Source organism: Pseudomonas sp. KB_15, assembly GCF_052114525.1.
GTDB lineage: Bacteria > Pseudomonadota > Gammaproteobacteria > Pseudomonadales > Pseudomonadaceae > Aquipseudomonas.
Genome location: NZ_JBFREX010000015.1, coordinates 44,448 through 69,810, shown reverse-complemented (window position 1 = coordinate 69,810; position 25,363 = coordinate 44,448). Strand labels below are relative to the sequence as shown.

Below are 25,363 nucleotides of genomic sequence, written 5' to 3'. Positions count from 1 at the left end.
TATGAGTCTGCCGCTTTTTCCGCTCAACACAGTGCTGTTTCCAGGCTGCATACTCGACTTGCAGATTTTCGAAGCACGCTATCTGGACATGATCGGCCGCTGCATGAAACAGGGCGGCGGTTTTGGCGTGGTGTGCATCCTCGATGGCGAAGAAGTCGGGATCGCCCCGGCCGGTTACGCCCTGGTCGGGTGCGAGGCGCTGATCACCGATTTCAAACAGCAGGACAACGGCCTGCTGGGGATCCGGGTGCAGGGCGGACGGCGCTTTCACGTTTTGCGTACCGAAGTGCAGCGAGATCAGTTGACCATCGCCGAGGTCGAGTGGCTGGAAGATGAGCCGGAGCAACCGCTGCAGGACGAGGATGCCGATCTGGTGGCGTTGCTCAAGGCGTTGGCCGAGCACCCGATGGTCGAAGCGCTCAACATGGGTACCGAAGCGACCGGACAACAGTCACTGGCCAATCAGTTGGCGTACCTGTTGCCCTTTGCCGAACTGGACAAGATCGACTTGCTGCAGCTCGATGATCCGCAGCAACGACTGGATGCCATACAGGCGTTGCTGGATGAGTTGCAGGGGGAGTTGTTTGCCTGAGTAGTATTTCGTCAATATTGAGCGCGTTAGCTACCATTGTCAGGTATGGGCATTTTCATTAGTTTGGCGCTACTCGCATGAAGCGAGTAATTTCATACTCTAAAAGGATTTAAAATCATGATTGTTTACAGTTCTGAACGCGCGGCCTGGGAAGCAGCTGCTGTAGGTTACCTGCTAAAAATCGCCGGCATCGGTCAATCTTTCGAGGAATACGCAACGACTGCATGCCAGCTCGCCGATGCACTGATTCTGGAAATGCGTAAACGTCCTGGCGGTTCAGGTCGAGCATAAACTCCAATAAAAGAACCCCGGCTGATTGGTCGGGGTTCTTTTATTGGAGTTTCAGATAGGGCTGCCCTCGTTTTTCAATAGGCATACCGCAACATCGTATTTGGCAAATGCCACAACGCGAAGACCCCGAACAGTGCCACCAGCGATGGCAGCACCAGCCACCAGACCTTGGACGGCATCGCGTTGAGTGAGGTAGTGCGCTGACTTAGCCATAGGCTGGCCGCACAGATACACGCCGCCAACATTGCGCCTGCCAATACATCCGTCGGCCAATGCGCGCCGAGATAGACCCGCGACAGCGAAATCGCCAGCGCCGGCAGGCACCCCACCAGCAACCAGGTCAGACGCATCCGCGGTGGTTGGCCACGACCGGCCAGTACGGCCAGGGTCAGGAACAGCGCGAAGGAGCCGGAGGCGTGACCGCTGGGCATGCTGTAGCTGGTCAGCGGATCGCTGAGCACCTCGGGACGCATGCGGGCGAAAAAGTGTTTGGTCACGGTGTTGCCCAGCGCCGTGAAGAACAATGTGTTGCAGGCGAAGATCGCCTGGCGCCATTGCCGGGTAATCAGTAACAACGCGACCAGCAGGGCGCTGAACAGCAGCATGTTGCGGAATTCGCCGATCAGCGTGAAGACCACCGCGACCTCATCGAGCATCGGGCTGCGATGTTCTTGCACCAGCGTCATCACCCCTTGGTCGAGGGCACTCAGGTGCGGAAAACCGATAAACAGCGCCACCAGAATCAGACAGCTCATGCCGGCAATCAGTKCTGTAGCCCGGCGATGCTGGCGCAGGCTGCTGGTGGCGCTCAGCCCGACCATCACGGCAATGCTGCCGACAACGATTCCGGCCTGAGGCCAGAAACCTTCGGGTAGCGGCAAACGAATCGCCGCGCCGGTGGCCCAGCCAGGCAGCAGATAGGCCACCGACCACCCCGCACCGGCCAGCAGGCTGACGGCGATGAACCGCGGGAAAGGCATGTCGCACATGCCGGCGACCATTGGCAGCATTGGCCGCAACGGTCCGATAAAGCGGCCGACCAGCAGGCTGGCGATGCCATAGCGCTGGAAATAGGTCTCCGCCCCGGCAATCCATTCCGGGTGATGGCGCAAACCGGGCAGACGCCGGATGTTCTGGTGAAAGTGCCGTCCAAGGAAATACGAAACCACGTCACCCAACACACCGGCGAGGAAACCCAGCAGCAAGGTTTCACTCAGAGGCAACGCACCGCTGCCGGCAAGCACCGCTACGGTGAACAGTAAAACCGTGCCGGGGACAATCAGCCCGGCAATCGCCAGGCATTCCACAAAGGCCACCAGAAATATTGCTGCCGCCAGCCATTGCGGGTTGACCGTCAACCAACCGGTTACGCTATCGAGCCATTGGCCCATACAAACCACTCCATTGAATTCAATTGGCCCTTGGTGGGCAAACGCAAATTTTCGTAACGGCACCGAACCCTGTGGGAGCGGGCTTGCCCGCGAAGGGGCCCTTCCTGTCGATATTTGTGTCGCCTGACACGGCGCATTCGCGGGCAAGCCCGCTCCCACAGGGAGTCACTTTTACTTCAAGTCCAGGGTAGTCAAGTCAGCACAAAATAATCGCGACCTTCGACCTGGCCCCGTCGTAGCGGGTTTCGCGTGCAATAAGCCGCGTAGGCACCGTCGACGAAGCGGTACATCAAGTGCTCGTCGCGCCCGTGTGGGATGCCCAGGCGCGTGGTCTGGATGATGTGGGCGGGCGACTGGCCGACGTCTTCCACCAGCAGCATCTCATGGTCGAAGCGTTTGGCGTCCCACACCGGCACTTTCAGGCCCATTGCCTTGCAAAGCAGGGTTTGCCCGGCGCAGAGCTTTTGTGACGGGCGAGGGTGACCCTGGGCATCGGGATTGTTCAATAGCATCTGTGCCAGGCTGGCCGGCCCGCTCAATTCATCGACCCACGGATAGGCGGACTTGATCAGCACGGCGTTGCCGGGCCCCTGGGCGCTGAAGTTCAGGGAATCGCCGCCCCGGGCGTAATACATATAGATGTGGCCGCCATCCAGAAACAAAGCCTTACGTTTTTCTGTGTAGCCGAGGGAGGCGTGGCTGCCTTTTTCTGCGCAGTAATAGGCTTCGGTTTCGATGATCCGGGCGCTGAGCCACAGGTCGCCAACTCGATGGCGAATGACTTTGCCCAGTAAATCCCGGGCCAGAATTTGCGCGTCACGGTCGAAAAACGCATCCGGGAGGCCCGCGGGCAGGCTCATGGCGGACGCTCGAACAGTCAGATTGGACATGATGGCTGGCGTTTGTCAGGGCTGAGTGAGTCGTGATGATAACAATTTGCCGCTTAATCCCGGCTGAACGTCGGTAAATACCCCTCCATTTCGACCATCCGCCCGTCACCGCTGTTAGTCCCGGGGCGCGACAGCTATAATCTGCCGCTTTACTCTTTACCAAGACCTTATCAAAGACCACGCCAGACCATGACTGAGTCCGTTCTTGACTACATGACCCGCCTGGGTTGCGCTGCCCGCGAAGCTTCCCGCGTGATCGGGCGCGCCAGCACGGCGCAGAAAAACCGCGCCCTGCAGGCTGCCGCCAATGCGCTGGACGCTGCCCGCGCCGAGCTGACGTCGGCCAATGAACTGGATTTGGCCGCCGGTCGCGCCAGTGGCCTTGAGCCAGCGCTGCTCGAACGACTGGCGCTGACCCCGGCGCGTATCGACGGCATGATCGTCGGCCTGCGTCAGGTTGCGGCACTGCCGGACCCGGTTGGCGCGATTCGCGACATGAGTTTCCGTCCGTCCGGTATTCAGGTCGGCAAGATGCGTGTGCCATTGGGCGTGATCGGAATCATCTACGAGTCGCGGCCGAACGTGACCATCGATGCCGCGAGCCTGTGCCTGAAGTCCGGTAACGCGACCATCCTGCGTGGCGGTTCCGAAGCCATTCATTCCAATCGAGCCATCGCTGCCTGCATTCAGCGTGGCCTGGCCGAGGCCGGTCTGCCGGCCGCCGTGGTGCAAGTGGTCGAAACCACGGATCGCGCTGCCGTCGGCGCGCTGATCACCATGCCTGAGTACGTCGATGTCATCGTGCCCCGTGGCGGCCGTGGCCTGATCGAACGTGTCAGCCGTGACGCCCGTGTCCCGGTGATCAAGCACCTGGACGGCATYTGCCACGTTTACGTGAGTGAACACGCCGATCTGGCCAAGGCCCAGCGCATTGCGTTCAACGCCAAGACTTACCGTTATGGCATCTGCGGCGCCATGGAAACGCTGTTGGTGGATCAAGCCGTTGCCAGGGACTTCCTGCCGGCGATGGCAGCACAGTTCTGCGAAAAAGGCGTCGAACTGCGCGGTTGCGAGCGTACCCGGGCAATCATCGATGCCGTGGTCGCTACCGAAGAAGACTGGAGCACCGAATACCTGGCGCCGATCTTGTCGATCCGGGTGGTCGACGGACTGGACCAGGCCATCGAGCACATCAATCATTACGGTTCCCATCACACCGATTCGATCGTCAGCGAACATCAGGGCGACACCCGGCGTTTCGTGGCTGAAGTCGACTCCTCGTCGGTGATGATCAACACCCCGACATGCTTCGCCGATGGCTTCGAATACGGATTGGGTGCCGAGATCGGCATTTCTACTGATAAGCTGCACGCCCGCGGCCCGGTGGGCCTCGAAGGACTGACCTGCGAGAAGTACATCGTGGTCGGCGACGGGCAGTTGCGCGGACAGGAGCCGGCCTGACTTGGGCGACTTCGACCCGTCAGCCCCGGTCACCGCCAGCGAGCCAGCCCCTCGCCGCATTGGTGTGCTGGGCGGAACGTTCGACCCGGTGCACATCGGCCATTTGCGCGGTGCGCTGGAAGTCGCCGAAACCCTGGCGCTCGATGAGCTGCGTCTGACACCCAGTGCCAGGCCGCCCCATCGGGATACGCCGCAGGTGTCGGCCAAAGACCGTCTGGCGATGGTCGAGTGCGCGGTGGCCGGTGTGGCGCCGTTGGTGGTGGATGCCCGCGAATTGCAGCGGAACAAACCGTCCTACACCATTGATACCCTGGAACTGATGCGCGCCGAACTGGCCGTATCCGACCAGGTTTTTCTGCTTTTGGGCTGGGACGCTTTTTGCGGCCTGCCCACTTGGCACCGCTGGGAAGAGTTGCTCCAGCATTGCCATATCCTGGTGTTGCAACGCCCGGATGCCGACAGCGAACCGCCGGATGCCTTGCGCAACCTGCTGGCAGCGCGCTCGGTGAGCGACCCGCTGGCCCTCAAGGGGCCGAGCGGACAGATTGCATTCGTCTGGCAGACACCGCTCGCGGTATCCGCCACCCAGATCCGTCAACTGCTGGCCAGCGGTAAGTCGGTACGTTTCCTGGTGCCCGACGCGGTCCTGGCCTACATCGATGCGCACGGGCTCTACCGTGCGTCGAACTGAATAGGAGTGCTTCAAGGCACGTGGCAACAACGTGTATCGAAGCCCCGAACTACGAGCAAAACGAGTTTTATATGACGAGCAACAACGAAAGCAAAGTAAAACGCAAAGGCACATTCAAGAGTGCCCCGCTGCCGGAAAAGGTCCTCGCCGCCGAGCCGCCTAAAGGCGACGAGCTGGTCAAGATCGCCGTAGCCGCCCTGGAAGACGTCAAGGCCCAGGACGTGCTGGTGATTGATGTTCGCGACAAGCAGAGCATCACTGACTACATGATCATCGCCACCGGTACCTCCAACCGTCAGATCGGCGCGATGCTGGACAAGGTCCGCGAAGCGGTCAAGGCCCTGGGCATCAAGCCGTTGGGTGAAGAAGGCAAGGGCGATAGCGACTGGGTACTGCTGGACATGGACGACGTGATCGTCCACATGATGACCTCCAACGCCCGTCAGTTCTACGACCTGGAGCGCCTGTGGAAAGGTGCCGAGCAGAGCCGTGCGGCCGATGGCAAACACCACAGCCCTGAAGTTGGTCACGAGCACTTCAACAAGCTCAACAAAGACCAGGAATAAGGGACCGCTGTGCGACTGCGACTGATCGCCGTCGGTTCACGCATGCCTAAATGGGTGGAAGAAGGCTGGCATGAATATGCCAAGCGTCTTCCGTCCGAGCTGGCGCTGGAACTGGTGGAAATACCGCTCAATACCCGTGGCAAGAACGCCGACGTGGCCCGTTTCATCCGTCAGGAAGGCGAAGCCATGCTGGCCAAGGTCGGGCCGAACGAGCGGGTTGTCACTCTCGAAGTCCATGGCAAGCCCTGGAGCACCGAGCAACTGGCGGTCGAGCTCGATCGCTGGCGGCTGGACTCGCGTACGGTCAACTTCATGGTCGGTGGCCCCGAAGGGCTGGCGCCGGAAGTCTGTGCCCGGGCTGACCAGCGCTGGTCGTTGTCACCGCTGACCTTGCCGCACCCGCTGGTGCGGATCCTGATCGGCGAACAGTTGTACCGTGCCTGGACCGTGCTGTCCGGTCACCCTTATCACAAGTAGTTCTGCGCTCTCATGACCCAGCCGATCCGCATCAAGGACCACGAAAAAGACGCCCGTCTGGTGCGTGGCCGCGTCGTGTTCGGGGCCATTGCAGTGGTGGTACTGATTGGCGTGTTGATCGCGCGCCTGTATTTCCTGCAGGTGATCCAGTACGAGTACCACTCGACCCTGTCGGAAAACAACCGCGTTCATGTGCAGCCGATTCCGCCGACCCGCGGCTTGATTTTCGATCGCAATGGCGTGGTGATTGCCGACAACCGGCCCAGCTTCAGCCTGAGCATGACCCGCGAGCGTTCCGGCGACTGGCAGCAGGTGCTCGACGTGATCGTCGAAGTGCTGGAGCTGACCCCCGAGGACCGGGTGATCTTCGAGAAGCGCATGCGTCAGGGGCGCCGGCCGTTCGAGCCGGTGCCGATCCTGTTTGAGCTGACCGAGGAACAGATCGCGCGGATCGCCGTGAACCAGTTCCGCCTGCCGGGCGTGGAAGTGGTCGCGCAACTGGTTCGTCACTACCCGCAGGGTGCACATTTTGCGCACTCGGTGGGCTACATGGGGCGGATCAACGAGAAAGAGCTCAAGTCTCTGGACCCGGTCAGTTACAGCGGCACCCATCAAATCGGCAAGACCGGCATCGAGCGCTTCTACGAGCCGGAGCTGCACGGTCAGGTGGGTTACGAGGAAGTCGAAACCAACGCTCGGGGCCGTGTATTGCGGGTGCTCAAGCGTACCGAACCGATTTCCGGCAAAGACATCGTCCTGAGCCTGGACATCAAATTGCAGGAAGCCGCTGAAGCCGCGCTCGGCGGTCGTCGTGGTGCGGTGGTGGCCATGGACCCGAAAACCGGCGAGGTGCTGGCGATGGTCAGTCAGCCGAGCTTCGATCCGAACCTGTTCGTCACCGGCATCAGCTCCAAGGCCTATTCCGAGCTGCGCGACTCCATTGACCGGCCGCTGTTCAACCGCGTGCTGCGTGGTCTGTACCCACCGGGTTCGACCATCAAGCCAGCGGTGGCGATTGCCGGTCTGGATTCGGGCGTAGTGACTGCCTCGACCCGAGTGTTCGACCCCGGTTACTACATGCTGCCCAACTACGATCACAAGTACCGCAACTGGAACCGCACCGGCGATGGTTTTGTCGACCTCGACACGGCGATCATGCGTTCCAACGACACCTACTTCTATGACTTGGCCCACAAGCTGGGGATCGATCGGTTGTCGTCGTACCTGTCCAAGTTCGGTATCGGTCAGAAGGTGTCCCTGGACATGTTCGAGGAGTCGCCGGGTCTGATGCCGACCCGCGAATGGAAACGCGCGACCCGCCGCCAGGCATGGTTCCCGGGCGAAACGCTGATTCTCGGGATCGGTCAGGGCTACATGCAGTCGACCCCCCTGCAGCTGGCCCAGGCCACCGCGCTGGTGGCCAACAAAGGCATCTGGAACCGTCCACACCTGGCCAAGACCATCGAAGGCGAGAAGCCGGTGGATCAGAACCCGATGCCGGACATCATCCTGCGTGATCCGTCTGACTGGACCAAGGTCAACCACGGCATGCAGCAGGTGATGCATGGCGCCCGCGGTACGGCACGCAAGGCTTCGATCGGTGCGCAGTACCGCATCGCCGGCAAGAGCGGTACGGCCCAGGTGGTGGCGATCAAGCAGGGCGAGAAGTACGACCGTTCCAAGGTCCAGGAACGCCACCGCGACCACGCCTTGTTCGTCGGCTTCGCGCCGGCCGACGACCCGAAAATCGTGGTGTCGGTGATGGTCGAGAACGGCGAGTCCGGTTCCGGCGTCGCCGCGCCGGTGGTGCGTCAAGTCATGGATGCCTGGCTCCTGGACCAGGACGGCCGATTGAAGCCTGAATACGCCAGCCCTATCAGTGCAGAGGCAACTGCCCGTGATGAATAATTTTGATCGCATGCTCTCCAGCGAGGATGTGATGCGTCGTCGTGCGACGCTGCTGCAACGCCTGCACATCGACGGCCCGCTGCTGATCCTGCTGCTGACCCTGGCGGCCGGCAGCCTGTTCGTGCTGTATTCGGCCAGTGGCAAGAGTTGGGACTTGCTGGCCAAGCAGGCCACATCGTTCGGCATCGGTCTGGTGTCGATGATCGTCATCGCTCAGTTCGAACCGCGCTTCATGGCCCGTTGGGTGCCTATTGGCTATGTGATCGGCGTGCTCTTGCTGGTCGTGGTGGATGTCATGGGTCACAACGCCATGGGCGCCACGCGCTGGATCAATATCCCAGGTGTGATTCGCTTCCAGCCCTCGGAGTTCATGAAGATCCTGATGCCGGCGACCATCGCCTGGTACTTGTCCAAACGCACCTTGCCGCCGCAGCTCAAGCATGTCGGCATCAGTCTGATGCTGATCGGCATCCCGTTCATTCTCATCGTGCGACAACCGGACCTTGGCACTTCGCTGCTGATCCTGGCCGGCGGCGCTTTCGTGCTGTTCATGGGCGGTTTACGCTGGCGCTGGATCCTCAGCGTGCTGGCCGCCGCCGTGCCCGTGGCAGTTGCCATGTGGTTCTTCATCATGCACGACTACCAGAAGCAGCGAATCCTGACGTTCCTCGACCCGGAGAGCGATCCGCTCGGGACCGGTTGGAACATCATCCAGTCCAAGGCCGCCATCGGCTCCGGCGGTGTGTTCGGCAAGGGGTGGTTGCTGGGGACCCAGTCGCACCTGGACTTCCTGCCGGAAAGCCATACCGACTTCATCATTGCCGTAATGGGTGAAGAGTTCGGTCTGGTGGGGATCTGCGCGCTGCTGCTGATCTACCTGCTGTTGATCGGCCGCGGCCTGGTGATTACCGCCCAGGCGCAGACATTGTTTGGCAAGTTGCTCGCGGGCAGCCTGACCATGACGTTTTTTGTTTATGTTTTCGTCAACATCGGTATGGTCAGTGGCCTGCTGCCGGTGGTGGGGGTGCCGTTGCCGTTCATTAGCTACGGAGGAACTTCGCTGGTGACGCTGCTGTCAGCGTTTGGGGTTTTGATGTCGATCCATACCCATCGCAAGTGGATCGCGCAGGTTTGAATAAGGTGAAATTTTCAATGCAAGTAATGCGTGGCTGGGCGACTCGATACGCGCCATGGGTCGGCCTGGTAAGCATCCTTGGCACCGTGCAGGAAGCGTTGGCCGGCGACTATGAAGGCTCACCCCAGGTGGCCGAATTCGTCGGTGAAATGACCCGCGACTACGGTTTCGCCGGTGAACAATTGATGGGTGTGTTCCGCGAAGCCGAGCGCAAGCAGTCGATCCTGGACGCCATCTCGAAACCCGCCGAACGGGTCAAGCAGTGGAGCGAGTATCGCCCGATGTTCATCTCCGACGCGCGCATCGCCCGGGGTGTGGACTTCTGGCGTCAGCACGAGGCGGTGTTGGCCCGTGCCGAGCAGGAATACGGCGTGCCGGCCCAGGTGATTGTCTCGATCATCGGCGTTGAAACCTTTTTTGGCCGAAATACCGGAAATTTCCGGGTGATCGATGCCTTGTCGACCCTGGGTTTCGACTATCCTCCCCGTGCCGAGTTTTTCCGCAAGGAGTTGCGTGAGTTCCTGCTGCTGGCCCGCGAAGAGCAGGTCGATCCGTTGACGCTCAAAGGCTCCTACGCCGGCGCAATGGGATTGCCGCAATTCATGCCGAGCAGTTTCCGCGCCTATGCGGTGGATTTCGACGGTGATGGCCATATCAACATCTGGACCAATCCGGACGACGCCATTGGCAGTGTCGCCAGTTACTTCAAGCGTCATGGCTGGGTCGCCGGCGAACCGGTGGTCAGCCGCGCCGACATCCGTGGCGAGCAGGTCGACGAAGGTTTGACCACTGGAATCGAGCCGACGAAGACCGTCGGGGAGTTGCGAGCCCTGGGGTGGTCAAGTCATGATGCGCTGCGCGATGATATGCCGGTTACTGCATTCCGCCTGGAAGGCGACAATGGCCCCGAATACTGGATGGGTCTGAAGAATTTTTACGCGATCACGCGTTATAACCGCAGCGTGATGTACGCCATGGCCGTACATCAACTGTCTGAGCAGCTGGTCCAAGCACGGGGCGTCAAGTAATGCGGGCATTGCCTATGAGTAAACCCCTGAAGCTGCTGGCATTCGCCGCGTTGGCAGTGCTGGTCGCCAGTTGTTCGACCAGCCGTGCGCCGGCGCAGAAATCATCCACCGCCGTGCGCTCGGCGCCAGGGCTGGACATCAACCGCGCCCACAAGGATGGCGCGCCATGGTGGGACGTCGATGTGTCGCGCATCCCGGACGCCACACCGACCCTGCACACCGGCCCGTACAAGGCCAACCCGTACACCGTGCTGGGCAAGACTTACTTCCCGCTGCAAGAGTCCAAAACCTACGTGCAGTCGGGTACGGCGTCCTGGTACGGCACCAAGTTCCACGGTCAGAATACCGCCAACGGCGAAGTGTATGACCTGTACGGCATGAGTGCCGCGCACAAGACATTGCCACTGCCGAGTTACGTTCGGGTGACCAACCTGGACAACAACAAGAGCGTGATCCTGCGAGTCAACGACCGCGGGCCGTTCTACTCGGACCGGATCATCGACCTGTCCTACGCCGCGGCCAAGAAGCTCGGTTATGCCGAAACCGGCACTGCGCGGGTCAAGGTCGAAGGCATCGACCCGCAGGCGTATTGGGCGGCCAAAGGCCGTCCGGCACCATTAATGCTTAATGAACCGAAAGTCGCGCAGAATAGCGCCCCGGTGATCACGGCCTCGGCCGGCACGGTCGAGCAATGGACACCGCCGCCGCAGCAACACGCCGCCGCGGTGGTGCCGGTGCAGCTTGATGCAAAAAAAAACGCTTCTGTACCAGCCTCTGGCCAGTATCTGCAGGTGGGCGCGTTCGCCAACCCGGACGCTGCAGAACTCCTGAGATCGAAGCTCAGCGGGATGGTGAGCGCTCCGGTGTTCATCAGTTCGATCGTGCGCAATCAGCAGACCCTGCATCGGGTTCGCCTGGGCCCGATCGGATCGCCGGGTGAAATCCAGCAGGTGCAGAACAGTGTGCGCCTGGCCAACCTTGGTTCGCCAAGTGTGGTCATGGAATAAGCAACACGTAGAACTTGATTGACGATTCACCAGCGATTGGGGGGTGAATCAGGTTGTTGGCTCGTTGAAGAACAAAAGCCCGGCAAGGGTTACAGAGTGAGCAACTGAACACGCGATGACTCGTTAGAAAGTCATCTGATTAGTTTTGCCCTTGGGCAGTTTCCATTAGCGATTTCGAGAGACGGATGAACATCACCACCTTTGCCAAACGCCTGTTCCTGTTAGTCCCGCTGCTTCTCTCACCCGCCGCTTTTGCGGTCGAGATGATGCCTTCGCCACCACAATTGGCCGCCAAGGCCTATGTGCTCATGGATGCCAGCAGCGGCAACGTGCTGGTCGAGAACAATGGTGACCAGCGTCTGCCACCGGCCAGCCTGACCAAGCTGATGACCGCGTACATCGCGACCCTGGAAATCCGTCGTGGCCAGATCGGCGAAAACGATCCGGTGACCGTCAGCGAAAACGCCTGGCGTACCGGCGGTTCGCGGATGTTCATCAAGGTCGGCTCGCAGGTCACCGTCAGCGACCTGCTGCACGGCATCATCATCCAGTCGGGTAACGACGCCAGCGTCGCGCTCTCCGAGCACATCGCCGGTAGCGAAGACGCCTTCGCCGACCTGATGAACAAGACCGTCGCCGACCTGGGCATGACCAACACCCACTTCATGAACCCGACCGGCCTGCCGAACCCTGAGCACTATTCGTCGGCTCACGACATGGCTGTGCTGGCCCGCGCGATCATCCACGAAGACCCGGCTCACTACGCGATCTACTCGCAGAAAGAGTTCTTCTGGAACGGCATCAAGCAACCCAACCGTAACCTGCTGCTGTGGCGCGACAAGACCGTCGACGGTCTGAAAACCGGTCACACCGACGAAGCAGGCTACTGCATGGTGTCTTCGGCTGTACGTGATGGCATGCGCCTGATCGCCGTGGTGTTCGGCACCAACAGCGAAGTGGCCCGTGCCGCAGAAACCCAGAAACTGCTGACCTACGGTTTCCGCTTCTTCGAAACCCAGACCTTCTATCAGAAGGGCGCCGAGCTGGCCCAGGCGCCTGTCTGGAAGGGCTCCACCAATCAAGTCAAGGCCGGCCTGGCTGAAGACCTGACCATGACCCTGCCGAAAGGCCAGCTGAAAAAGCTCGCTGCCAGCATGACCATGAACCCGCAACTGGTCGCGCCAATCGCCAAGGGCGACGTGATCGGTAAAGTCGAAGTGAAACTGGACGACAAGGTAGTGCACAGCGCTGACCTGATCGCTCTGGACGCTGTCGAGGAAGGTGGTATCTTCCGCCGCATGTGGGATAGCATCCGTCTATTCTTCTACGGCTTGTTCAACTGAATTTAGTGTGCACCTGCATGGCCCCGTGCTGATCCGGCACGGGGCCATGCCCGTCGCCACGGCTTACGCTCAAGAGGCCGTTACGCCATGACCGATACCGAAGTAAAGGCGCCAAAGATCGAATTCCCGGTCACTGACTATCCCGTTAAGGTAATCAGCGATACCGGTGTGGGCAACAAGGACAAGATCATCAAGATCGTCGAGAAACACGCCAAGATCAACGATGAGCGTGTTGACGAGCGCCAGAGCAGCAACGGCAAATACACCACCATTCAGTTGCACATCGTCGCGACCGACCAGGACCAGCTGTACAACATCAACAGCGAACTGCGGGCCACCGGCTTCGTGCACATGGTGTTGTGATGTCTGGCACGCTGGGCTTTCGCGAGCTCGGCCAGATGGCTTACGAGCCGGTCTGGCATGCCATGCAACGCTTCACCAACGAACGCGGTAGTGATGCCGCCGACGAGATCTGGCTGGTTGAGCACCCTCCGGTGTTCACCCAGGGGCAGGCGGGCAAGGCCGAGCATTTGCTGCTTCCCGGTGATATTCCGGTGGTGCAGGTCGACCGTGGTGGTCAGGTGACCTACCACGGCCCCGGCCAACTGGTGGCTTATCTGCTACTGGACGTACGCAAGCTCGGGTTTGGCGTGCGCGATCTGGTCACCCGTATCGAGCAGTGCCTGATCGAGCTGCTGGCCAGCTACGGCGTGACCGCCGCAGCCAAGCCTGATGCACCGGGTGTCTACGTCAACGGGGCGAAAATCGCTTCCCTGGGTCTGCGGATCCGCCACGGTTGTTCCTTTCATGGCCTGGCCTTGAACGTGGACATGAACCTGGAACCGTTTCGACGGATTAATCCCTGCGGCTACGCCGGGCTGGCGATGACCCAGCTGAGCGATCACGCAGGATCGATTGAATTTGCCGAGGTAAGTGCCCGGCTGCGCGCGCAGCTCGTCAAACACCTCGACTATGCTGAGCAGACGACCCTGACGGGCGGAATCGACTGATATGACTACTGATGCAGTGCAAACCATGATCCCGACGCTTGATGTCACCGAGCGCCCGGCCCCGCGTCCCAAGGTTGAAGCCGGCGTCAAGCTGCGCGGCGCCGAGAAGGTTGCACGCATCCCGGTGAAGATCATTCCGACCACCGAACTGCCGAAGAAGCCGGACTGGATTCGCGTCCGCATCCCGGTTTCGCCGGAAGTCGACCGTATCAAGGCGCTGTTGCGCAAACACAAGCTGCACAGCGTGTGTGAAGAAGCCTCCTGCCCGAACCTGGGCGAGTGCTTCTCCGGCGGCACCGCGACCTTCATGATCATGGGTGACATCTGCACCCGTCGTTGCCCGTTCTGTGACGTCGGCCACGGCCGTCCGAAGCCACTGGACGTCAACGAGCCGGAAAGCCTGGCCATCGCCATCGCCGACTTGCGCCTGAAGTACGTGGTGATCACTTCGGTAGACCGTGACGACCTGCGTGACGGCGGTGCCCAGCACTTTGCCGACTGCATCCGTGAAATCCGCAAGCTGTCGCCGAACGTGCAGCTCGAAACCCTGGTTCCGGACTACCGCGGCCGCATGGACATCGCCCTGGAAATCACCGCCGCCGAGCCGCCGGATGTGTTCAACCACAACCTGGAAACCGTGCCGCGCCTGTACAAGGCTGCGCGCCCGGGTTCCGACTACCAGTGGTCGCTGACCCTGCTGCAACGCTTCAAGCAGATGATGCCGCACATTCCAACCAAGTCCGGCCTGATGCTGGGCCTGGGCGAGACCGACGAAGAAGTCMTCGAAGTCATGAAGCGCATGCGCGAACACGACATCGACATGTTGACCCTCGGCCAGTACCTGCAACCGTCCCGCAGCCACTTGCCGGTGCAGCGCTTCGTGCACCCGGACACCTTCGCCTGGTTCGCCGAGGAAGGCTACAAGATGGGCTTCAAGAACGTGGCCTCGGGTCCGTTGGTACGCTCCTCGTATCACGCCGACGAGCAGGCCAAGCTGGTCAAGGCCGAGCTGATGTCGTCCTGATCGACTGTGAAACATAAAACGCCCGCGAGGTTTCAAAGCCTTGCGGGCGTTTTTTTGCCTGGCCTACGGCCGCGGCCGTTTTTTCCTACAACCTGCGGGGCGACTGACCCTCTTCTGTTTGTCCCCGTTCCTGACTACTGTGTGCTGAAGTGTTCACTCAGGGAGATTCACGGATGACCGCTCGACCGACCCACACCCTTTGCCCTCACACTCCCGTCCCGGCACTGCCGTCGGAAGGCATGATCGGCGTTATCGCACCCGCCGGTCCCGCGACGCTGGATACCGACAAGGCGCTGCAATGGATGCGTGCCCGGGGTTATTCACTGAAAGTGTATCCCGGGGTCTACGAGAAAGACGGCTATCTGGCCGGTAGCGACGAGGTGCGACTTGGCGACCTGCATGCAGCATTCGCCGACAGCGAGGTGGATGCCATCATCTGCCTGCGCGGTGGTTATGGCACGCCCCGGTTGCTCGATCGTATCGATTTCGGGTTCCTGCGCGATAACGCCAAGCCGTTCATCGGTTACAGCGACATCACTGCACTGCATTTGGCGATCAGCCGATATGCAGGTTTCGTGACGTTTCATGGGCCGATGCTCAACGCCGATCTGCTGGGTGGCAAGCAACAACCTACAGAGTTTTCCTTCTTCAACATGCTACGAGGGCAGGTGAGGGCGGGCACCGTGCTGGCTCATCCGGTGGCCTACCCGCTGACCACGATCGAGCCAGGCGTGGCTCATGGACGCTTGCTCGGTGGCAATCTGGCCATGATCGCCGCGACCATGGGCACGCCCTACGAGATTGACGCCGAGGGTGTCATTCTGTTGATCGAGGACATCAACGAGCCGCTGTATCGCATCGACCGGTTGCTGACCCAGCTGCGGCTGGCAGGCACGTTGCACAAGCTGCGCGGTGTGTTGGTAGGGGATGTGGCGGGTGTGGATGTGGCAGCGCTGGAGAGGTTGCTCAAGCAGACCTTCGAGCCATTGAGAATTCCGGTGCTGTCCGGATGGCGCAGCGGCCATTGCGACCCGAACCTGACGTTGCCCATGGGGGCATTGGTGCGGCTGGATGCGGGGAACAAGGAGTTGGTGTTGGAGCAGGATGTAGTAATCAGGCGCTAGATATTTTTCGCCTGCCAGTCAGTCATCGTCGGATCGCCGCCCGGAGCAGGCTCGCTCCCACATTCGACCGCATTTCAATGAGAGAACTGGGTCACCTGTGGGAGCGAGCCTGCTCGCGATGCTTTTAGCGGTTACGCAAACCTTCCAGCAACTTGTGCGTCGGATAGCCATCCGCCGGCCAGCCAAACGACTGCTGGGCGCTGCGGATTGCCTTGCGAGTGTTGGCGCCGATGATCCCGTCGGCGGTGCCGGCGTCGTAGTTTTGCGCACTCAACAGGTTTTGCAGCTCGATCCGCTCGGTACGGCTCAGTGGCAGGTCATCCTTTGGCCACATGCCGCTGATCAGGCCTGTGCCATTGAAGCGTTCGGACAACAGGCTCACCCCCAAGGCGTAGGACGACGAGTTGTTGTATTTGAGAATCGCCCGGAAGTTATCGAGCACCAGGAACGCCGGACCGCGATAGCCGGCCGGCAACAACAGTGCCGCAGACAGTTGCTCCGAGCTTGCCGGGACCTGGCCGCCGTTGGGTAGCGTAATGCCCAGTTGCCGCCATTCGGCGACACTCTTGCGAATCGTGCCATCGGCCAGTACGTAGTTGAAGCCGCTCGGCAGCTGGACTTCAAAGCCCCACGGCTGACCTCTCTGCCAGCCGGAGCTTTGCAGGTAGTGCGCGGTCGAGGCCAGGGCGTCGGCCGAGCTGCCCCAGATATCGCGACGGCCGTCGCCGTCGAAATCGACGGCGTGGGTGTTATAGGTGGTCGGGATGAACTGGGTCTGGCCCATGGCGCCGGCCCAGGAACCCAGCATCTTCTCGGGTTCGATATCGCCCTGTTGCAGGATTTGCAGGGCAGCAATCAATTGCGCGTGGGCGAAACCGGGGCGACGGCCTTCGTAGGCCAGGGTCGCCAGCGAGTTGATCACCGACTTGCTGCCCTGGAACTGGCCAAAGTTGCTTTCCATTCCCCACACGGCTACCAGCGCCTGGCGGTCAACGCCGTAACGCTGCTCGATGCTTTGCAGAATATCGGCGTACTGATTGATCAGCGACTGGCCTTTGCGTACCCGCAGCGGCGACAAGGCGCCGTCCAGGTATTCCCACACCGGTTTTGCGAACTCCGGTTGGCTGCGATCGGCACGAATCACACTGGGGTCGAAGCTGACATTGGCGAAAGCGCGATCAAACAGATCGGCGCGGATGCCGGCGGCCAGGGCATCCTTGCGGAAACCCGCCTGCCATTCGGCAAAGGTCTGGGTAGGCTGGATGTCGAGGTTCTCACCTGTCGGAACCACAGGCGGAACAACCGCCGGGGCGGTAGCGACAGGAAGTGTCTGAAGCGGCTGAGCGTCGGCTGCGGTCGGTTTTTCCGCACAGGCGACAAGCAAAACAAGGCTGGATGCAGCGATCAATTGGCGTAAGTGCCAACGACGGGGAAGACAAAAGGGCATGCACGGGTCCAGGGAGTACGAATCAGGTACAGACCTTACCATGTCAAAGGGGTGTTCTGCTTTACGCAGCCAGAAAGTAAGAAGCCTCCCAGCTGTCAGACTGGAAGGCTTCGCGGCGGTAACTGCCTTTGCCCTTGGCGGGGCGTTCCTGGCGGCTGCGGAACAGTGGCTGGGCAATGATGGATTTGGCCTTGTTGGGGCCATGCTTTGATGGCTTTTTGCTCATGATGGTGCCTCACAATTGAGTGGTTTTTGCGGGGCAAATCATCGGCCGAAGTTGGGGGGCTGTCTATAGGGCGAATGGAGAAAGCATCTGTAGCAGCTGGCGAAGCCTGCGTACGGCTGCGCAGCAGTCGTAAACCCTGAGTTCCGGATTATCCTGATACACCGTGCATCCTGATTTTGCGACTGCTTCGCAGCCGTACGCAGGCTTCGCCAGCTGCTACAGAAAGTGCGATTACTCTGCAGGCAGCGACAATTTTTGTCCGGCCATCAACAACGTCAACCGACTCAAGCTCATCCACGGCGAACCGGCTGCCTGGCCCTTGATCTGCGCGTCAATGCGCTGTGCTTCGAGCAGCAGTTGCGCCCAGCGTTGCGCCGAGTAGCGTTGCAGGGCTTTGCTCATCAACGGTTTTCGTTTGTCCCAGACCGGAGGTTTGGCCTGACTGAAGGCCTTGTCCAGCGGCGTCCCTTGGCTGTATTGCAGCGAAATATTGGCCAGCAGGCGTAACTCCCGGGCCAGGGCCCAGAGAATCACTGGTGGCTCGACGCCTTCACCGCGTAACCCTTCGAGCATGCGCAAGGCATGGGCCGCTTCACCATTTAGAACCGCATCGGTCAGGCCGAAGACGTCGAAGCGCGCACTGTCGGCCACCGCAGCCTGCACGGTTTCAACGGTGATCTGGCCCCCTTCGGCCATCAGTTTGAGCTTTTCGATTTCCTGGGCGGCGGCCAGCAAGTTGCCCTCGACCCGCGCCGCGATCAGCTCAACGGCGTCCTGGCTGGCGGAAAGCCCGGCCTGGGACAGGCGTTGGCGGATCCAGCTCGGCAACTGGCCGATGTCGACAGGCCAGATCTGCACGAACTGGGTCTGCTGTCCTTCGACCAGCGCTTTGCCCCACTTGGTTTTCTGCGCGCTGCCATCGAGTTTCGGCAGGCTGATCAGCAGCACGGTGTCTTCGGCCGGGCGCGAGCAGTATTCGATCAGCGCGGCGGCACCTTTGTCGCCGGGTTTGCCGGAAGGCAGGCGCAGTTCCAGCAGGCGTTTTTCGGCAAACAGCGACATGCTGGCGCCGGCTTGCAGCAGCGTTCCCCAGTCGAAACTGGCGTCGGCGGCAAACACCTGGCGTTCATCGAATCCCTGCTGACGGGCGGCTGCGCGAATAGCGTCGGCCGCCTCCTGACACAGCAGCGGGTCATCGCCGCTGATGACGTAGACCGGCGCAAGGGCGCCTTGCAGGTGTTTGGCGAGTTGGGCGGGGGCGAGTTTCATAAGAGAGGGCGAACGGGGCGCCTGAGCGCCCCGTAAGTCTTACTGCTGCGGCAGTTCGATAGGCGACTGACGCGGGGTTTCCGCTTCAGCCTTCTTTGCCGCTTCCAGTGCCGCGGCATCAGCCTTGGCCTTGGCTTCGGCAGTCTGTTGCAACTGATCCAGCTGGCCAGGGTTCAGTTGTTGCAGGCGCAGCATCATGCGTTGAACCAGCTCGCGGCGGGCCTCCGTCCGGGCCGTTGCGGCTTCCTGGTCGGAACCCACCAGGTTGCTGCTGTCATGCATAAAGACTTTCTGCACTTCAAGCTTGTCGCTCAACAATGGCAGATCACCGCGACCACGGATGTCGTAGTTCAGCACGGTGGTGACCTGGTACTCGCCCGTACTACTGGCGCCTGCGTAGCTGAGGATGCGCTGGCTTTCCTGCTCATTGGTCAGCACCAGTTTGTACGGTGCGCCGGTATAGACTTTGACGCCGCTACCTTCCAGTACCCGACGCAATTGGGTAACGGTTTCGCCATAGGCGTTGCGGGCACTCAGGTCGAGTTCCTTGATCGCCAGTTCGTCGGTGCCGGTGCCGCGCAGCTGGAAACCGCAGGCGCTCAACAGAACCGCGAGGCCCATCACCAGCAGATTGCGTTTGATCATCTTGTTGCTCCCCTTGAAACCATGTGGGCCGATCAAACGGCCCGAAAGGTTTTACTCGGCGCCAGGCTCACCTGGCGCCTGGTCCAATTAGCTGGCGACGATATTGACCAGTTTCCCGGGCACTACGATCACTTTACGAATGGTCAGGCCGTCGACGAAACGCAGGACGTTCTCGTTGGCACGGGCGGCGGCTTCGACTTCTTCACGACTGGCGCTGGCCGGCATTTCGATGTGACCACGCAGTTTGCCATTCACTTGAATGACGAGCTGCAGGCTGTCCTGTACCAGCGCGCTTTCGTCCAGTGCCGGCCAGCCAGCGTCGATCACCGGGTCGGCGTGCCCCAGGCGATGCCACAGCTCGTGGCTGATGTGCGGGGTGATAGGGGCCAGCAGAAGAGTCACGGTTTCCAGACCTTCCTGGACCAGTGCGCGATCCTGTTCGCTGCCTTGTGCGGCTTTTTCCAGTACGTTCATCAGCGTCATCACCTGGGCGATGGCGGTGTTGAATTTGTGGTTCTGGCCGACGTCGTGGCTGGCCTGCTTGATAGCCTGGTGGATCGAGCGGCGAATGGCTTTCTGATCGTCGTTCAGGCTGGTAACGTCCAGTTTGCCTGGCAGGCCTTGGGTGACGTGGGCTTGAGCCAGACGCCAGACGCGCTTGAGGAAACGGTGCGAACCTTCGACGCCCGAGTCGGACCATTCCGCGCTCATGTCAGGTGGCGAGGCGAACATCATGAACAGGCGGCAAGTGTCTGCACCGAACTGGTCGATCATCGACTGTGGGTCAACGCCGTTGTTCTTGGACTTGGCCATCTTCTCGGTGCCACCGATTTCCACCGGCAGGCCGTCTGCGATCAGCTTGGCGCTGATGACCTTGGCCTTGCTGTCGCGTTCGAGTTCAACGTCCGCCGGGTTGAACCAGGTGTAAGCACCATTGGCTTCGCGACGATAGTAAGTCTCGGCGATCACCATGCCCTGGGTCAGCAGGTTCTTGAACGGCTCGTTGGAGCTCACCAGGCCTTCGTCACGCATCAACTTGTGGAAGAAGCGCGCATAGAGCAGGTGCAGGATCGCGTGTTCGATACCGCCGATGTACTGGTCAACCGGCAGCCAGTGGTCGGCCGCCGATTTTTCTACCAGGCCGCCTTGATAGTGCGGCGAGGCGTAGCGGGCGTAATACCACGAGGACTCGACGAAGGTGTCCATGGTGTCGGTTTCACGCTTGGCCGGTGCGCCGCATTTAGGGCAGGTGCACTCGTAGAACTCGGGCATGCGTGCCAGTGGCGAGCCGGCGCCGTCGGGTACGACGTCTTCCGGCAGCACGACCGGCAGTTGATCTTCCGGTACCGGCACGTCACCGCAGGTGGTGCAGTGGATGATCGGGATCGGGCAGCCCCAGTAGCGCTGGCGGCTGATGCCCCAGTCGCGCAGGCGGAACTGGGTACGCGATGCGCCCAGTTCTTTCTTGATCAGCGCGACTTCGATGGCGTCGAAGGCACCCGCGAAGTCGAGGCCGTCGAACTCGCCGGAATTGATCAGCGTGCCGTACTCGCCGTAGGCGTCCTGCCATGGCGCCGGGTTGCTGTCACCGGAGCTGGTGCGCACTACCGATTTGACCGGCAGGTTGTATTTGTGGGCGAATTCGAAATCGCGCTCGTCGTGGGCCGGAACCGCCATCACCGCGCCATCGCCGTAGTGCATCAGCACGTAGTTGGCGACCCATACCGGCAGTTTCTCACCGGTCAGCGGGTGCTCGACGAACAGGCCGGTCGGCAGGCCTTTTTTCTCCTGGGTGGCGACGTCGGCTTCGGCCACGCTGCCGCCCTTGCATTCAGCGATGAACGCTTGCAGCTCAGGATTGTTCTGTGCGGCCAGGGTCGCCAGGTGGTGCTCGGCGGCCACGGCAACGTAGGTTGCGCCCATCAGGGTGTCCGGACGGGTAGTGAAGACTTTCAGTGCACCGGTTTCGCCGATGGAATCGACGTTGTACGGGAACTGCACTTCCATGCCGCGGGACTTGCCGATCCAGTTGCGCTGCATGGTCTTGACCTGTTCAGGCCAGCCAGTCAGTTCGTCGAGGCTCTCCAGCAGCTCATCCGCGTAGGCGGTGATCTTGAAGTAGTACATCGGGATTTCGCGCTTTTCTATCAGCGCACCGGAGCGCCAGCCGCGACCGTCGATCACCTGCTCGTTGGCCAGGACGGTCTGGTCGACCGGGTCCCAGTTCACGGTGCCGCTTTTTTTGTAGATCACGCCTTTTTCGAACAGGCGAGTGAACAGCCATTGTTCCCAGCGGTAGTAATCGGGTTTGCAGGTGGTCACTTCGCGCGACCAGTCCACCGCCAGGCCCAGGCTGCGCAACTGGCTTTTCATGTAGGCGATGTTTTCGTAGGTCCACTTGGCAGGCGCTACGTTGTTCTTCATCGCGGCGTTTTCCGCCGGCATGCCGAAGGCGTCCCAACCCATTGGTTGCAGAACATTCTTGCCTTGCATGCGCTGGTAGCGGGAGATCACGTCGCCGATGGTGTAGTTGCGCACGTGCCCCATGTGTAGCTTGCCGCTGGGGTAAGGGAACATCGACAGGCAGTAGTAAGTCTCCTTGCCTGGCTGTTCACTGACTTCAAAGGACTTTTGCTCGTCCCAGAACGACTGGGCGGCGGCTTCGATTTCACGGGGCTGATATTGTTCGTGCATGGCTACTTTTGAACTGAATAGGGGTGGCCTAATCCTCTTCAATGCAACGCTGGACGCTGATCTCGCCAAATTGGCGTTTTCGATGCCCAGCCGAGCTGGAAGTGGAGTTACAGGAAGCGCCGTAGCATACATGACCGCGCTCTGCCGAGGGAAACCCTGATTGCTGCCGCACGTCCTGCAAAAACCGCCGCGAGGGCCGTTGGTCGCGGCGTTCAGCCGGTTTGTTCATGGAAGCTAAGCTCTAACTGGGGAGTAGGTCTTATCTTCCAATGAGGTGAGGGATGGTTGAGTCACAGCAAAAAGCTACAAAACCGGAGCTGTACGAAAGGCTGATCGATCGGTTGGCCTTGGCCCTGGACGCGGCAAGAACCGCTGGCCGGTTGCGCGACGAACGCCCTCTGGAACTGGAACTGCGCGGCCTGAGCCCCGCAGAGTTTGCACTGGTCAAGGCATATCTGGATCGCAGTGAACGTGAAACGCACGGATGCTTGTCAGAAGCGGTAAAGCAACTCGACGCACCACGTTCGGCCAATATCATCTGGCTCAAGGACAAGGTTCCCGGCAGAGACGCGGTAAAGGTCCGGTCTTTGCAGTTCAAATAGGCCGCAGAGCCATGCTCCATGATTTTTTGAAGCATAGTCCCTCTGTATTCATTGTCGCATCGCGCCAACCCACTTAGGCTTCGGGCATCTCCGGGAGATGCTCGATGCCTTTTCGTTATTTCGTGAAACAACTTCTTTTGCCACCCGGCATTCTGTTGCTGCTGCTTTTGCTTGCCTGGTGGTTGCGTCGCTCAAGACCAAGGCTTGCCAGTGTGTGCTTTGCTCTGGGGTTGGGTGGTTTCTGGCTGATGAGCCTGCCGGTGGTGGTGCAGTGGAGTGCCGGCCTGCTCGAGCGTGAGCCACCGCTGACCCGCGAGGAATGGGCGGGACTGGGGCAGCGCGCAGACGCGATCGTGGTCCTCGGTTCGGGGCGCGAGCGCGGTGACGTGGCCTGGGGTGCCGACCAGCCCACGGGCGTCGGTCTGGAGCGCCAGCGCTTTGCCGCGCGGCTGGCCAAGGCTTCCGGGTTGCCGGTACTGACCAGCGGTGGCCTGCATTACGGCACGCCGCCCAGCGAGGCGCAGATAATGGCTGACTCCTTGCGTGACGATTTTGGCGTGAGCGTGCGCTGGCAGGAAGGGCGCAGCCGCACGACCTGGGAGAATGCGCAGTTCAGCGCCGAGGTGTTGCTTCCACAGGGCATCAAGCGTGTAGTGCTCGTGACTCAGGCCTGGCATATGTCACGAGCGGTCTGGAGTTTCCGCAAGGCCGGATTTGAGGTGGTGCCGGCGCCAGTAGGGTTTCTGGGCGGCGACAACGCGCAGCCACTGGGGGGGTGGATGCCGGAGTTCAAGGCGATCTGGCAGAGCGGGCAGTTGATGAACGAGGCGGTGGGGCAGGTCGGTTATTCGTTGTTCTATTGAGGTGATGTCGGCGCTGATTGATGCGGTGCCTGTGATGCCGCCTTCGTCGGATCGCCGCCCGGAGCAAGCCCGCTCCCACATTTGATCGGCGTCGTACACAAATACTGTGACCGACTTAGATCCAGTGTGGGAGCGGGCTTGCTCGCGAAGCTTTTAAACGGTTTTAGCCATCCGGCTCGCAATCAGCGCCCAGCCAAACAACAACACGCAGGCAATGAGCAATGGCCACGAGCGCCATTCCAGGTACGGTGTGAGGTTGTGCATCGGCACCACTTCGCCATACAGGATGCCGCGTTCAAACTGCGGGATCTGATCGGTAATCTGACCGAACGGGTTGATCAGGCCGGACACACCGTTGTTGGTGGCGCGGATCATCCAGCGGCCAGCCTCCAGTGCACGCATCTGCGCCATCTGCAGGTGTTGCAGCGGGCCGATGGAGGTGCCGAACCAGGTGTCGTTGCTGATGGTCAGCAGCAGGTCGCTGCGGGCGGCAAGGCTGGCGGCGAACTCCGGATAAACCACTTCATAGCAGATGAACGGCGCGATCTGATAACCCTTGGCCTGCAGCAGCGGCTGGTCGGCCGGGCCGCGGGCAAAGTCCGACATCGGCAGGTCGAAGAATGCGATCAACCCGCGCAGCACATCCTGCAGCGGAACATATTCACCAAAAGGCACCAGTTTTTGCTTCAGGTAAGTGCCGTCGCCTTCACCGGTCACGGTGATGCCATTGAAGAAACGCTTCTCGTGGCGTACCTCCATACGGACCGGGACACCGGTAATCAGCGCTGATTTACGCTCGGCCGCGAAGCTGCCCATCATGTTCAGGTAGCCCTCGGCGGACTCCTTGAGCACCGGGATCGCCGTTTCCGGCCAGATGAGAAGATCGACGCGCCTGGAGCTGAAACTCATGTCGCGGTACAGCGCCAGTTGCGCATTGAGCTGCGCCGGGTCCCACTTCATGCTTTGTTCGATGTTGCCCTGAATGGCGGCAACGCTCAGTGGCGGGCCCGAGGGGCTGGTCCAGGCGTGGTGCTTGAGTGCCATGCCGAGCAGCCAGGGGCCGACCAGCAGCAATACACCGGCAGCGATGAAGCCTTTGCGCCCCGTGCGAACCAGGCGCAAGCCGTTGTAGATCAGCGCTGCCGTCAAGGCCAGGGTGAAGGAAATCAGCCACATCCCGCCGATGGGCGCGAGCCCGGCCAGCGGGCCATCGAGTTGGCTGTAGCCGGAATACAGCCACGGGAAACCCGTCAGGAACCAGCCGCGGAAGGCTTCCTGGGCGACCCACAGCGCAGCGAAGGCCAGGGCATCGGCCAGCGGCGCTTCATTGCGGCGCAGCCAGCGCGCCCAAATCCAGGCGGGCAGGGCAAAGAACCAGGCAATCGCCGCCGTGAAGATCAACATCAGGAACCCGGCCAGCAACACCGAGGCGCCGCCGAAATGGTGAATGCTGTAGTAGATCCAGCTGGTGCCGGCACCGAACAGGCCGAAACCGAAACACCAGCCGCGACCCAGCGCCTGGCGTGGGCTCAGCTCGCGCAGGCCCGCATAGAACAGGCCGACGGCGAGCAGTGCCAGTGGCCAGATATCGAACGGCGCCAGGGCCAGAGTGGTGATTGCACCGGCCGCCACGGCCAGCAGGTTACCGGGCCAGCCGGGGCGGGTTGTCCAGCGCATTT

General features: G+C 60.9%; 25 protein-coding genes. 17 read left to right on the top strand and 8 right to left on the bottom strand.

What is annotated here, in order from left to right; translation table 11 throughout:
* Nucleotide 1: 1 nt before the first annotated feature.
* Together AB4Z35_RS15100 and AB4Z35_RS15095 are read left to right on the top strand one after the other, a co-directional pair.
* On the top strand, nucleotides 2-592 hold the full coding sequence (locus AB4Z35_RS15100) for an LON peptidase substrate-binding domain-containing protein (protein ID WP_085726023.1): 591 nt from the start codon (nucleotides 2-4) through the stop codon (nucleotides 590-592).
* A gap of 117 nt (nucleotides 593-709) precedes the next feature.
* Nucleotides 710-883: a hypothetical protein gene (locus AB4Z35_RS15095; protein WP_442097860.1), complete on the top strand. Its 174-nt coding sequence runs from the start codon at nucleotides 710-712 to the stop codon at nucleotides 881-883.
* 74 nt (nucleotides 884-957) lie between these two features.
* Here AB4Z35_RS15095 and AB4Z35_RS15090 read toward each other — a convergent pair whose 3' ends face one another.
* Entirely contained in the window at nucleotides 958-2,274 is a 1,317-nt protein-coding gene (locus AB4Z35_RS15090) for a bifunctional DedA family/phosphatase PAP2 family protein (protein ID WP_442097858.1), read from the bottom strand.
* Nucleotides 2,275-2,465: 191 nt separating this feature from the next.
* Nucleotides 2,466-3,164: a DNA-3-methyladenine glycosylase gene (locus AB4Z35_RS15085; RefSeq protein WP_442097856.1), complete on the bottom strand. Its 699-nt coding sequence runs from the start codon at nucleotides 3,162-3,164 to the stop codon at nucleotides 2,466-2,468.
* Between the two features lie 189 nt (nucleotides 3,165-3,353).
* Here AB4Z35_RS15085 and AB4Z35_RS15080 point away from each other — a divergent pair, with 189 nt between their 5' ends.
* From AB4Z35_RS15080 to AB4Z35_RS15020, 13 genes are all read left to right on the top strand, one after another.
* On the top strand, nucleotides 3,354-4,625 hold the full coding sequence (locus tag AB4Z35_RS15080) for a glutamate-5-semialdehyde dehydrogenase (protein ID WP_442097854.1): 1,272 nt from the start codon (nucleotides 3,354-3,356) through the stop codon (nucleotides 4,623-4,625).
* A 1-nt stretch (nucleotide 4,626) separates the two neighbouring features.
* Nucleotides 4,627-5,316 (top strand): nicotinate-nucleotide adenylyltransferase, encoded by a 690-nt coding sequence (gene nadD / locus AB4Z35_RS15075; protein WP_007990602.1) that lies wholly within the window; start codon nucleotides 4,627-4,629, stop codon nucleotides 5,314-5,316.
* A gap of 71 nt (nucleotides 5,317-5,387) precedes the next feature.
* Complete coding sequence (gene rsfS / locus AB4Z35_RS15070) at nucleotides 5,388-5,882, top strand: ribosome silencing factor (protein WP_007975896.1); 495 nt, start codon at nucleotides 5,388-5,390, stop codon at nucleotides 5,880-5,882.
* Between the two features lie 9 nt (nucleotides 5,883-5,891).
* Complete coding sequence (gene rlmH, locus AB4Z35_RS15065; protein WP_007937439.1) at nucleotides 5,892-6,359, top strand: 23S rRNA (pseudouridine(1915)-N(3))-methyltransferase RlmH; 468 nt, start codon at nucleotides 5,892-5,894, stop codon at nucleotides 6,357-6,359.
* Nucleotides 6,360-6,371: 12 nt separating this feature from the next.
* A complete protein-coding gene (gene mrdA, locus AB4Z35_RS15060) occupies nucleotides 6,372-8,267 on the top strand; it encodes a penicillin-binding protein 2 (RefSeq protein ID WP_442097851.1) in 1,896 nt (631 codons plus the stop codon).
* A 31-nt stretch (nucleotides 8,268-8,298) separates the two neighbouring features.
* Nucleotides 8,299-9,402: a rod shape-determining protein RodA gene (rodA, locus tag AB4Z35_RS15055; protein WP_050548075.1), complete on the top strand. Its 1,104-nt coding sequence runs from the start codon at nucleotides 8,299-8,301 to the stop codon at nucleotides 9,400-9,402.
* 17 nt (nucleotides 9,403-9,419) lie between these two features.
* Nucleotides 9,420-10,430: a lytic murein transglycosylase B gene (gene mltB, locus AB4Z35_RS15050; RefSeq protein ID WP_442097849.1), complete on the top strand. Its 1,011-nt coding sequence runs from the start codon at nucleotides 9,420-9,422 to the stop codon at nucleotides 10,428-10,430.
* Nucleotides 10,430-11,437, top strand: a complete 1,008-nt coding sequence (locus AB4Z35_RS15045; protein ID WP_442097847.1) for a septal ring lytic transglycosylase RlpA family protein — start codon at nucleotides 10,430-10,432, stop codon at nucleotides 11,435-11,437. The genes mltB and AB4Z35_RS15045 overlap by 1 nt, the downstream gene beginning before the upstream one ends.
* 185 nt (nucleotides 11,438-11,622) lie before the next feature.
* Nucleotides 11,623-12,780 carry a D-alanyl-D-alanine carboxypeptidase family protein gene (locus AB4Z35_RS15040; protein WP_007990613.1) on the top strand — a complete coding sequence of 386 codons (1,158 nt, stop codon included), beginning with the start codon at nucleotides 11,623-11,625 and terminating at the stop codon, nucleotides 12,778-12,780.
* An 87-nt stretch (nucleotides 12,781-12,867) separates the two neighbouring features.
* On the top strand, nucleotides 12,868-13,143 hold the full coding sequence (locus AB4Z35_RS15035; RefSeq protein WP_007990615.1) for a DUF493 domain-containing protein: 276 nt from the start codon (nucleotides 12,868-12,870) through the stop codon (nucleotides 13,141-13,143).
* Nucleotides 13,143-13,790 (top strand): lipoyl(octanoyl) transferase LipB, encoded by a 648-nt coding sequence (lipB, locus tag AB4Z35_RS15030; RefSeq protein WP_007998424.1) that lies wholly within the window; start codon nucleotides 13,143-13,145, stop codon nucleotides 13,788-13,790. The genes AB4Z35_RS15035 and lipB overlap by 1 nt, the downstream gene beginning before the upstream one ends.
* Before the next feature lie 25 nt (nucleotides 13,791-13,815).
* The gene (gene lipA / locus AB4Z35_RS15025) at nucleotides 13,816-14,814 is read left to right on the top strand and encodes a lipoyl synthase (RefSeq protein WP_442097892.1); all 999 of its coding nucleotides are present in this window, start codon (nucleotides 13,816-13,818) and stop codon (nucleotides 14,812-14,814) included.
* A 173-nt stretch (nucleotides 14,815-14,987) separates the two neighbouring features.
* Nucleotides 14,988-15,938, top strand: coding sequence for a S66 peptidase family protein (locus AB4Z35_RS15020; RefSeq protein WP_442097844.1), 951 nt, complete (start codon nucleotides 14,988-14,990; stop codon nucleotides 15,936-15,938).
* A 124-nt stretch (nucleotides 15,939-16,062) separates the two neighbouring features.
* On the opposite strand, the gene AB4Z35_RS15015 is transcribed toward AB4Z35_RS15020, so the two are convergent.
* From AB4Z35_RS15015 to leuS, 5 genes are all read right to left on the bottom strand, one after another.
* The gene (locus AB4Z35_RS15015; protein ID WP_442097842.1) at nucleotides 16,063-17,385 is read right to left on the bottom strand and encodes a lytic murein transglycosylase; all 1,323 of its coding nucleotides are present in this window, start codon (nucleotides 17,383-17,385) and stop codon (nucleotides 16,063-16,065) included.
* A 61-nt stretch (nucleotides 17,386-17,446) separates the two neighbouring features.
* Nucleotides 17,447-17,611, bottom strand: coding sequence for an alternative ribosome rescue factor ArfA (gene arfA, locus AB4Z35_RS15010; RefSeq protein ID WP_007990624.1), 165 nt, complete (start codon nucleotides 17,609-17,611; stop codon nucleotides 17,447-17,449).
* A 231-nt stretch (nucleotides 17,612-17,842) separates the two neighbouring features.
* Nucleotides 17,843-18,880 carry a DNA polymerase III subunit delta gene (gene holA / locus AB4Z35_RS15005; RefSeq protein ID WP_442097840.1) on the bottom strand — a complete coding sequence of 346 codons (1,038 nt, stop codon included), beginning with the start codon at nucleotides 18,878-18,880 and terminating at the stop codon, nucleotides 17,843-17,845.
* 39 nt (nucleotides 18,881-18,919) lie between these two features.
* Nucleotides 18,920-19,525 (bottom strand): LPS-assembly lipoprotein LptE, encoded by a 606-nt coding sequence (locus AB4Z35_RS15000; RefSeq protein ID WP_007998416.1) that lies wholly within the window; start codon nucleotides 19,523-19,525, stop codon nucleotides 18,920-18,922.
* An 87-nt stretch (nucleotides 19,526-19,612) separates the two neighbouring features.
* Nucleotides 19,613-22,219 carry a leucine--tRNA ligase gene (gene leuS / locus AB4Z35_RS14995; RefSeq protein ID WP_442097837.1) on the bottom strand — a complete coding sequence of 869 codons (2,607 nt, stop codon included), beginning with the start codon at nucleotides 22,217-22,219 and terminating at the stop codon, nucleotides 19,613-19,615.
* Between the two features lie 281 nt (nucleotides 22,220-22,500).
* Between leuS and AB4Z35_RS14990 the strand changes: the two genes are divergently transcribed.
* Both AB4Z35_RS14990 and AB4Z35_RS14985 read left to right on the top strand, forming a co-directional pair.
* Complete coding sequence (locus AB4Z35_RS14990) at nucleotides 22,501-22,821, top strand: hypothetical protein (protein WP_442097836.1); 321 nt, start codon at nucleotides 22,501-22,503, stop codon at nucleotides 22,819-22,821.
* 104 nt (nucleotides 22,822-22,925) lie between these two features.
* Nucleotides 22,926-23,684: a YdcF family protein gene (locus AB4Z35_RS14985; protein ID WP_442097834.1), complete on the top strand. Its 759-nt coding sequence runs from the start codon at nucleotides 22,926-22,928 to the stop codon at nucleotides 23,682-23,684.
* Nucleotides 23,685-23,837: 153 nt separating this feature from the next.
* Here AB4Z35_RS14985 and lnt read toward each other — a convergent pair whose 3' ends face one another.
* Complete coding sequence (lnt, locus tag AB4Z35_RS14980; RefSeq protein ID WP_007998409.1) at nucleotides 23,838-25,361, bottom strand: apolipoprotein N-acyltransferase; 1,524 nt, start codon at nucleotides 25,359-25,361, stop codon at nucleotides 23,838-23,840.
* Nucleotides 25,362-25,363 lie beyond the last annotated feature (2 nt).